The following is an 8,055-nucleotide window of genomic DNA, read 5'->3' as shown; positions in this document are numbered from 1 at the left end:
AAGACACACAAAGCGGGGCGCCCCCCTCGCCACCGGAGACACCGAGCACGCGGGCCGCATGGCCACGGCCGCTCTGCCTCACGCGCAGGCCGGCCCGCCGAGCCGGGTGGGCATGGCGTCAGTGCTGCAGCGCGCCCGACTCCTCCGGCACGTGGGAGGTGACCACGCGGCCCACCGACGGAGTCTCGCGGCGCCGGTCCACCGCGTACGCCACGGCTGCCACGCCGAGGCCGAGGACGGCGAGGGCCGCGCCCGTGAGCGCGGGGGACGTCACGCCGAAGCCCGCCGCGAGGGCCAGGCCGCCGATCCAGGCGCCGCCGGCGTTGGCCAGGTTGAAGGCCGCCTGGTTGGCCGAGGAGGCGAGGGACGGGGCCGCCGCGGCCTTCTCCATCACCATCAGCTGGAGCGGCGAACCCGTGACGAAGGCCGCCATGCCGAGCAGGGTCACGGCGACGGCCGCGCTCCACTCGGCGCGCATCAGCGGCGGGAACAGCAGGAGCACCGCCGCCAGGGAGGCCAGGCCGCCGAAGAGCGTGCCGCGCAGGGAGTGGTCCGCGAGGCGGCCGCCCAGGAGGTTGCCGGCGGTGGCGCCCACGCCGAAGAGGGCGAGGAGCAGCGTCACGTCGGTCTCGGCGAAGCCGGCGGAGTCCGTCAGCATCGGGGTGACGTAGCTGTAGGCCGCGAAGAGCGCGCCGAAGCCGGCCACCGTCGTACCGAGGGCCAGCCACACCGGCAGGGACTTCAGCGCCGCGACTTCGCCGCGCAGTCCGGTCGCGGACGTGTGGGTGCGGTCCTGCGGGATCAGCAGGGCCAGCGAGGCGATCGCCGCCAGGCCGATCGCGCTCACGCCCAGGAAGGTGGCCCGCCAGCCGAGGTGCTGGCCCATCAGCGTGGCGACGGGCACGCCCGCGATGTTGGCGACCGTCAGGCCGAGGAACATCAGCGAGACGGAGCGTGCCTTGCGCTCCGGCGGGACCATGTTCGTGGCGACGACCGCGCCCACGCCGAAGAAGGCGCCGTGCGGCAGGCCGCTGACGAAGCGGGCGGCCAGGAGGGAGCCGTTGCCGGGGGCGAACGCGGAGAGCGCGTTGCCCGCGACGAACAGGGCCATCAGGGCGATGAGGACGGTGCGGCGGGACATGCGGGCCGTCACGGCGGCCAGGAGCGGGGCGCCGATGACGACGCCCAACGCGTACGCCGAGACCAGGTGCCCGGCGGTGGGGATCGAGATGTGCAGGTCGTCCGCGACGTCGGGCAGCAGGCCCATCATCACGAACTCGGTGGTACCGATGCCGAAGGCGCCGACGGCCAGTGCGAGCAGGGCCAGGGGCATGAAGGGACCTTTCAGAGCGGAGTGCCGTACGGGTTCGAGTCCCGCAGTATGTTTCCGTACGGAACAAATGCGCTGAGGGTCAGCATTCCTCGGGATCAGGAGGCTGTGTCGAGCTTCACACGGGCCGCCACCGGCAGATGGTCGCTGTTGGTGCGCGGAAGCGTCCAGGAGCTCTCCGGCTCGACACCCTTGACCATGATCTGGTCGATCCGCGCCATCGGGAACGACGCCGGCCAGCTGAAGCCGAAGCCGCTGCCCGCCGCGCCCTGCGTGGAGCGCAGCTGCGAGGTGACGGCGTTGAGCGAGCGGTCGTTCATCGTGCCGTTGAGGTCGCCGAGCAGCACGACGCGCTGCACGGTCTCGTCGGCGATCGCCTCACCGAGCGCGTCGGCGCTCTTGTCGCGCTGCCGGGCGGTGAAGCCGGCCTGCATCTTCACCCGCACCGAGGGCAGGTGCGCCACGTAGACCGCGACCGGGCCCCGCGGGGTCGTCACGGTGGCGCGCATCGCCCGCTTCCAGCCGAGCTTGATGTCGACGGCCTGGACGTCGGCCATCGGGTACCTGCTCCACAGACCGACCGTGCCGACGACGGCGTGGTACTTGTACGTCTGCGCGAGCGCCTTCTCGTAGACGGGCACGGCGGAGCCGGGCAGTTCCTCCAGGGCCAGTACATCGGCGCCGGAGGCGGCCACGTCGGTGGCGGTCGCGGCCGGGTCGGGGTTGTCGGCGTTGACGTTGTGGGTGGCCACCATCAGGTCGCCGCCGCCGCCCGACTTGTCGCCGAGCAGCCCGCCGAAGAGGTTCAGCCAGACGATCGCCGGGAGGAGGACCGCGATCAGGGCGGTCGCCGACTTCCGGATCAGGGCGAGGACCACCAGCACCGGGATGGCCACGCCCACCCAGGGCAGGAACGTCTCGGTGAGACTGCCGAGGTTGCCCACCCGGTTGGGGATGCGGGAGTGCACCAGCATCACCAGGGCGAGCAGCAGGGCCAGTACGGCGAGGACGATGCCGCGGCGCCAGACGCGCCGGTCGCCGCGCCAGCCGTCGAACAGGCGGTGCGCCAGGCGCCGAAGCCGGGATCCTGGTCGCTCGGGCCCCGAGCCGCCGTTGTCCGTCTCCGTCATGTACGCCTGCTGCGCCATACCGTCTGCCTCACTGCCTGCTGTGCACACCGTTCGTCCCCGTGCTCTTCCGACCCTAGGGGATGATCGGCGTCGATCCCGCCGTCCCATGACGGCCGTACGGAAGACGAGGACGAACGGAGCGGGACCGAGGGTTCCTGTCACCCCCGGGACCGGCGAGGTCTGTGACGAAACACGCACATGAGTGCTACGTGACTGTCGAGCTGACGGGTCGTAGGCCCGCCAGGACCGTGTCGACGATCTGCTCCGCCAGATTCTCCGGCAGATCGGCGTCGGGGCGCATGACGGTGCGCACGAGCATGGGGCCGACGAACATGTCGTTGGCCAGTTCCAGGTCGACGTCCGGCCTGAGTTCGCCGTTCTCCCGCGCGCGCCGCAGCACGTCCAGGGCGAGGACGCGCCGGGGCGCTATGACGCTGGCGTGGTAGGCCGCCCAGATCCTGGGGCTGGACTTCATCTGGGCGTAGACGTTGTGCAGGATGGCCGACGAACGGCTGGCGAGACCGCGCTGGCGCAGGGACTCCAGCAGGACGACGAGGTCGTCGCGCAGGGAGGTGCCGGGGAGTTGGGGGTCGGGGGGTTCGGCGGCGCGTACGACGTCGACGAACAGTTCCTCCTTGCCGCTCCAGCGGCGGTAGATGGTGGCCTTGCCGACCCCGGCCGTGCGCGCGACCCGCTCGATGGACAGCTCGGCGAGGGGCACGCCCTCCTCCAGGAGCTTCACCACGCCTTCCAGGATGGCGCGTTCCACGGCTTCACTGCGTGGCCGGCCCCGCACGGGTCCGTCCGGTCGCGGCCGGCTGTCGGCAAGGGTCACGTCACTGTCGTCCTCTCACTGTGCTGCGGGGATTGTCCCGCAGCGGACTCCTTCCACCGTGGAGTTCCGCTCGACTCTCAGTCCGTGGCGTCGACCAACTCCCGTTCCTTCCGGCCCTCCTGCCCGGCCGGCGGCTTGCCCGGCAGGAAGAGGGCCACCACCACGGCGCCGATCAGCGCGACGGCCGTACCGCACAGGGCGGTGACGTGCATGGCGTGCAGGAACGCGTCGTTGGCGGGCGTGACCAGGGCGTTGCCCCGCGGGCCGAGCTTCTCGGCGATGCCGAGGGTGGCCGCGATGGACTCGGCGGCGGTGTCGCGCAGACCGGGCGGCAGCAGGCCGAGCTTGCCCTCGATGCCGTTGCGGTACGAGGCGGAGAGCACCGAGCCGAGGACGGCGATGCCGAGGGCGCCGCCGACCTGACGGAAGGTGTTGCTGAGCGCCGAGGCGGAGCCGGCCTTCTCGCGCGGCAGGGCCTGCATGATGACGACCGAGGTCGGCGTCATGATGTGCGCCATGCCGGTGCCCATGAGGAAGAAGACGACCTCCAGCAGCCAGATCGGCGTGTCGGCCTCGAAGCCGGCGAACGCGGCCAGCGTCGCCGCGACCAGCAGCAGTCCGCCGGTGGTGGTGGCCTTGTTGCCGAACCGGTCGACCAGCAGCCGGGCGCGCGGCGCGAAGATCAGCTGGGCGACGGCGAGCGGCAGCATCAGCACACCGGACTCCAGCGGCGAGTAGCCGCGCACGCTCTGGGTGTAGAAGACGCCGAAGAAGGTGACGCCCATCAGCGCGAAGAAGACCAGGGCGATGGCACCCATGGCGGCCGAGAAGACCTTGTTCTTGAAGTACGTGACGTCGAGCGACGGGTGGTCGCTGCGCTTCTCGTGGACGACGAAGACGGCGAGGACGACGAGACCGGCCACGATGGTCGCCAGCACCTTGGCGTCGGTGAAGTCGGCCAGCTCGCCGCCCTTGATGATGCCGTAGACCAGCAGCACCAGGCCGACGACGGACAGCACCACGCCGATCGGATCCAGCCGGCCGGGGTTCGGGTCGCGGGAGTCGGGCACCAGCCAGGCCATGAGGGCGAGCGCGGAGATCACGATCGGCACGTTGACGAAGAAGACCGAGCCCCACCAGAAGTGGTCGAGGAGCGCACCGCCGGTGATCGGGCCGATGGCGATGGCGAGGCCGACGCCGCCGGCCCAGATGCCGATGGCCTTGGGCTGCTCCTCGCGCTCGAAGACGTTCATCAGCACGGCGAGGGTGGCGGGCATGACGAAGGCGGCACCGACGGCCATCAGGGCGCGGTAGGCGATCAGCTGGCCCGGGGAGCCGGACTCGGCGGCGAGCGCCGAGCCGATGCCGAACACGGCGATGCCGCCGAGCAGCACCTTCTTGCGGCCGAGGCGGTCACCGACCAGGCCGGCGGTGAACAGCAGGCCGGCGAAGACGAGGGTGTAGGCGTTGATCGCCCACTCGATCTCGCTCTGGGTGGCGCCGAGGCCGGTCGGCGCCGGGCTGGCGATGGTCTTGATGGCGACGTTCAGGATCGAGTTGTCGAGCACCACGATCAGCAGGCTCAGCATCAACACGCCGAGGATCGCCCAGCGGCGCCGGTGCACCGCTTCCGGTATCCGTGGGGCAGGGGCGGGACTTGTCATGTCTCGAGCCTACTTTCATTTCGATACGGAACCGTCTCGTATCGAATTTCTTTACCAACGTCTTACGCGACTTCCGGCCACGGGCGGGGATCACAGAGGGTCCCCCTGGCCGTCACTGGCACGAGGTGCCACCATGGAGACGATCCGGGGACGCCGTCAGGGCGCCTCGAGATGACTGAAGGAGCCGTTGCCATGACGCAGCTTTCGGCTGCCCAGAACAAGCCTTCCGACGGCAGCAAGGCGCTGTACGGGGGGAAGGGCACCCGCCGCATCACGGTCCGCGACATCGCCCTCGCCAAGGAGCGCGGCGAGAAGTGGCCCATGCTCACCGCCTACGACGCGATGACCGCGTCCGTCTTCGACGAGGCCGGCATTCCGGTGATCCTCGTCGGCGACTCGGCGGGCAACTGCCACCTCGGGTACGAGACCACCGTGCCCGTCACCCTCGACGAGATGACGATGCTCTCGGCGGCCGTCGTCCGCGGTACGACCCGCTCCCTGATCGTCGGCGACCTGCCCTTCGGCTCCTACCAGGAGGGTCCGGTGCAGGCGCTGCGCTCGGCGACCCGGCTGGTGAAGGAGGCCGGAGTCGGCGCGGTCAAGCTGGAGGGCGGCGAGCGTTCGCACGAGCAGATCCGGCTGCTGGTGGAGTCCGGCATCCCGGTGATGGCCCACATCGGCCTGACCCCGCAGTCCGTCAACGCGATGGGCTACCGGGTGCAGGGGCGGGGCGAGGAGGCGGCACAGCAGCTGCTGCGCGACGCCAAGGCCGTGCAGGACGCGGGCGCGTTCGCGGTCGTGCTGGAGCTGGTTCCCGCGGAGCTGGCGGCCGAGGTGACGCGGGTGCTGCACATCCCGACCGTCGGGATCGGCGCCGGGCCGGAGACGGACGCGCAGGTGCTGGTGTGGACCGACATGCTGGGTCTGACCTCCGGGCGGGTGCCGAAGTTCGTCAAGAAGTACGCCGACCTGCGTGCGGTCATGGGCGACGCGGTGAGGGAGTTCGCGGAGGACGTCGTCGGCGGGACCTTCCCGTTGGAGGAGCACTCCGTCCACTGAGCGTCAGGGCGCCGACCGAGCGCCGACCGAGCCACTGCGGCACCACCGGGCAGCCCGCCGATCTTCCCCCGTCGGCGGGCTGCCGCTTTGCGGCTCCGGCCGTCCCCGGGGGCTGTCGGCGGGTTGTCGGCGGCGCGGGCGGGGGTGTCGGCGGCTTGTCGGTGCTTTGTCGGTGGGGCCTGACAGTGTCATCCACATGACACGCATCGACGACAACCCCGCCGGCACGGGCCACGCCGTGACCGTACGGGGGCTGGTCAAGCACTACGGCGAGACCAAGGCGCTGGACGGCGTCGACCTGGACGTGCGCGAGGGCACCGTGATGGGTGTGCTCGGGCCGAACGGCGCCGGCAAGACCACCCTCGTACGGATCCTGTCCACCCTGATCGCCCCGGACACCGGGCAGGCCGTCGTGGCCGGCTACGACGTCCTGCGCCAGCCCCGCCAGCTGCGCCGGGCCATAGGGCTCACCGGCCAGTACGCCTCGGTGGACGAGAAGCTGCCGGGCTGGGAGAACCTGTACCTGATCGGGCGGCTGCTGGACCTGTCCCGCAAGGACGCCCGCGCCCGGGCCGACGAGCTGCTGGAACGGTTCTCCCTCACCGAGGCCGCGCGGCGCCCGGCGAGCACGTACTCCGGCGGAATGCGGCGGCGGCTGGACCTCGCCGCCTCGATGATCGGCCGGCCCGCCGTGCTCTTCCTGGACGAGCCGACGACCGGCCTCGACCCGCGCACCCGCAACGAGGTGTGGGACGAGGTGAAGGCGATGGTCGGGGAGGGTGTCACCGTGCTGCTCACCACCCAGTACATGGAGGAGGCCGAGCAGCTCGCCTCCGAGCTGACCGTCGTGGACCGCGGCAAGGTCATCGCGAACGGCGGCATCGACGAGCTGAAGGCCCGCGTCGGCGGGCGCGCGCTGCGGGTGCGGCCGGTGGATCCGCTGCAGCTGCGGCCGCTCGCCGGGATGCTGGACGAGCTGGGCATCACCGGGCTCGCGGCCACCACCATGGACACCGAGACGGGGACGCTGCTGGTGCCGATCCTCAGCGACGAGCAGCTGACCGCCGTGGTCGGAGCGGTCATCGCGCGCGGCGTCACGATCTCCTCCATCACCACCGAACTGCCCAGCCTGGACGAGGTGTTCCTGTCGCTCACCGGCCACCGTGCCAGTGCCCCGCAGGACGCCGAGCCCACCGACTCCCGCCAGGAGGTCGCCGTATGAGCGCCACGACCGTCACTTCGGCCGACGTCCGCATCCCGCTGCGCGGGCATCTGCGGCACACCGGCGCGCTGATCCGGCGCAACCTGCTGTGGATCCGGCAGGACCCCGAGTCGATGTTCGACGCGATCCTGTTCCCCGTGATCTTCACCCTGCTGTTCGTGTACGTCTTCGGCGGCTCGATCGGCAAGGCCATGGGCGGCGGCCAGGACGAGTACGTGCAGTACATCGTGCCCGGCCTGATGGCCATGATGGGCATGAACATGGCCCAGGGGGTGGGCACCGGCTTCAACCAGGACTTCAACTCCGGTGTCATGGACCGGTTCCGCTCCCTGCCCATCGGCCGGGGCTCCGTACTCTTCGCGAAGATCGCGGTGGAGCTGATGCGGATGCTGTTCGCGACCATTGTGCTGATGGTGGTCGCCGTCCTCGTGGGGTACGACATCAAGCACTGGAGCGGTCTGCTGGCCTCCGTGGGGCTGTCCGCGGTGTTCGGCTCGGCGCTGATGTGGGTGTTCCTCACGCTCGGCGTGATGATGAAGAACGCACAGTCCGTGCAGGCCATGGGGTTCCTGGTGCTGATGCCGCTGCAGTTCGGCTCGTCGATCTTCGCACCGACCGCCTCCATGCCGGGCTGGCTGCAGCACTTCACCGACTACAACCCGCTCTCCGCGCTGGCCGACACCGCCCGCGGCCTGATGGAGGGCGGCCCGATCGCGCACGACCTGTGGGTGGTGCTGATCTGGTCGGTGGGGCTCACCGCGGTGATGGCGCCGGTGGCGATCCACAAGTTCCGTACCAAGGCCTGAGGTTCGCCG

General features: G+C 70.7%; 7 protein-coding genes. 3 read left to right on the top strand and 4 right to left on the bottom strand.

The window, feature by feature from the left end; all coding sequences use genetic code 11:
- Nucleotides 1-118: 118 nt before the first annotated feature.
- The 4 genes from AC07C1_RS08100 to AC07C1_RS08085 all read right to left on the bottom strand — a co-directional run bounded on the left by AC07C1_RS08100 (nucleotide 119) and on the right by AC07C1_RS08085 (nucleotide 4,959).
- Nucleotides 119-1,333: an MFS transporter gene (locus AC07C1_RS08100; RefSeq protein WP_478937692.1), complete on the bottom strand. Its 1,215-nt coding sequence runs from the start codon at nucleotides 1,331-1,333 to the stop codon at nucleotides 119-121.
- A gap of 95 nt (nucleotides 1,334-1,428) precedes the next feature.
- Complete coding sequence (locus AC07C1_RS08095; RefSeq protein ID WP_478937691.1) at nucleotides 1,429-2,478, bottom strand: endonuclease/exonuclease/phosphatase family protein; 1,050 nt, start codon at nucleotides 2,476-2,478, stop codon at nucleotides 1,429-1,431.
- Between the two features lie 187 nt (nucleotides 2,479-2,665).
- Nucleotides 2,666-3,295 (bottom strand): TetR/AcrR family transcriptional regulator, encoded by a 630-nt coding sequence (locus AC07C1_RS08090; RefSeq protein WP_478937689.1) that lies wholly within the window; start codon nucleotides 3,293-3,295, stop codon nucleotides 2,666-2,668.
- A 77-nt stretch (nucleotides 3,296-3,372) separates the two neighbouring features.
- Complete coding sequence (locus tag AC07C1_RS08085) at nucleotides 3,373-4,959, bottom strand: MFS transporter (RefSeq protein WP_478937688.1); 1,587 nt, start codon at nucleotides 4,957-4,959, stop codon at nucleotides 3,373-3,375.
- A 192-nt stretch (nucleotides 4,960-5,151) separates the two neighbouring features.
- On the opposite strand from AC07C1_RS08085, the gene panB reads away from it, so the two are divergent.
- The 3 genes from panB to AC07C1_RS08070 all read left to right on the top strand — a co-directional run bounded on the left by panB (nucleotide 5,152) and on the right by AC07C1_RS08070 (nucleotide 8,046).
- Nucleotides 5,152-6,018, top strand: coding sequence for a 3-methyl-2-oxobutanoate hydroxymethyltransferase (gene panB, locus AC07C1_RS08080; protein ID WP_478937687.1), 867 nt, complete (start codon nucleotides 5,152-5,154; stop codon nucleotides 6,016-6,018).
- A gap of 196 nt (nucleotides 6,019-6,214) precedes the next feature.
- Complete coding sequence (locus AC07C1_RS08075) at nucleotides 6,215-7,240, top strand: ATP-binding cassette domain-containing protein (protein ID WP_478937686.1); 1,026 nt, start codon at nucleotides 6,215-6,217, stop codon at nucleotides 7,238-7,240.
- The gene (locus AC07C1_RS08070) at nucleotides 7,237-8,046 is read left to right on the top strand and encodes an ABC transporter permease (protein WP_478937684.1); all 810 of its coding nucleotides are present in this window, start codon (nucleotides 7,237-7,239) and stop codon (nucleotides 8,044-8,046) included. The genes AC07C1_RS08075 and AC07C1_RS08070 overlap by 4 nt, the downstream gene beginning before the upstream one ends.
- The last annotated feature ends 9 nt before the right edge of the window (nucleotides 8,047-8,055 follow it).

Source organism: Streptomyces sp. NPDC045022 (assembly GCF_056432605.1).
Note: the sequence above shows the minus strand (reverse complement) of the source record. Positions and strands in the feature narration are given on the sequence as shown.

Bases quoted from the DNA above. Each gene is read 5' to 3' on its own strand.
- AC07C1_RS08100 (WP_478937692.1), bottom strand. From the start codon at position 1,333: ATGCCCCTGGCCCTGCTCGCACTGGCCGTCGGCGCCTTCGGCATCGGT.
- panB (WP_478937687.1), top strand. From the start codon at position 5,152: ATGACGCAGCTTTCGGCTGCCCAGAACAAGCCTTCCGACGGCAGCAAG.
- AC07C1_RS08095 (WP_478937691.1), bottom strand. From the start codon at position 2,478: ATGGCGCAGCAGGCGTACATGACGGAGACGGACAACGGCGGCTCGGGG.
- AC07C1_RS08075 (WP_478937686.1), top strand. From the start codon at position 6,215: ATGACACGCATCGACGACAACCCCGCCGGCACGGGCCACGCCGTGACC.
- AC07C1_RS08070 (WP_478937684.1), top strand. From the start codon at position 7,237: ATGAGCGCCACGACCGTCACTTCGGCCGACGTCCGCATCCCGCTGCGC.
- AC07C1_RS08085 (WP_478937688.1), bottom strand. From the start codon at position 4,959: ATGACAAGTCCCGCCCCTGCCCCACGGATACCGGAAGCGGTGCACCGG.